General features: G+C 39.5%; 1 protein-coding gene. It reads left to right on the forward strand.

All coding sequences use genetic code 11. The features are described from left to right. The coding region (locus GMD4S_RS09575; protein ID WP_000441235.1) for an SH3 domain-containing protein at positions 1-644 on the forward strand (644 nt) is incomplete at its 5' end. Between the last annotated feature and the right edge of the window lie 216 nt (positions 645-860).

Consider the following 860-nt stretch of genomic DNA (forward strand, 5'->3'; position numbering starts at 1 on the left):
CAGGTTTTATTCATTTCAAGGATTTATCTACTAGCCATAGTGCGGGTGAGAATGCTCGTAGCTCAGAGCTTCCGTCTAGTGGGACAATGGTATTCACGGGGAAATCGCCTATTATGGACCAACCATCAAGCACAGGACAGGTTATTGACTACTATTATGCTGGTGAGAGTGTGAGTTATGATCAAGTTCTTGAAAAGGACGGTTATAAGTGGCTCGGTTATTTGTCTTATAGCGGTTCTAGAAGATATGTGAAGTATGAAAAGTTAAGCAATACAGAGAATGGGTGGAAAAAAGAAGGAGGGAGTTGGTATTACCAAGAGAATGGTAAGCTAGCAACAGGATGGAAAAAAGTTAACAGCAATTGGTATCATTTAAAAGAAAATGGGGCCATGTCAACTGGCTGGATTAAGGATGGCTCTCACTGGTATTATCTAAAGGCTTCGGGTGAGATGCAGACGGGCTGGCTTAAAGACAAGGGAACTTGGTATTACTTAGAGGAATCTGGCCGGATGAAAGCTAGTCAATGGTTCCAAGTCTCGGGGAAACATTACTATGTCGATGCTTCGGGAGCCTTAGCTGTTAATACGATTATTGATGGCTACAGACTAGACAGAAATGGGGTAAGAATAGGAAGTGTTTCTTAAACATCATCCAAGCTTTCTTCTTGTTCATAAAATTTTAAAATGGATATCGAATTAGTTGACGTTCATTAAGTAGTATAATATAATAATATTAAAAAACTATAAGAGGGGCATTGTCTAATGGACAAGAAGAAAGTTATTTTAACAAGTTTAGCAAGTGCAGCTGTATTGGGTGCTAGTGTACTCGTTTCACAGCCTTCAGTAGTTAAGGCAGATGAA

Source organism: Streptococcus sp. GMD4S (assembly GCF_000296955.1).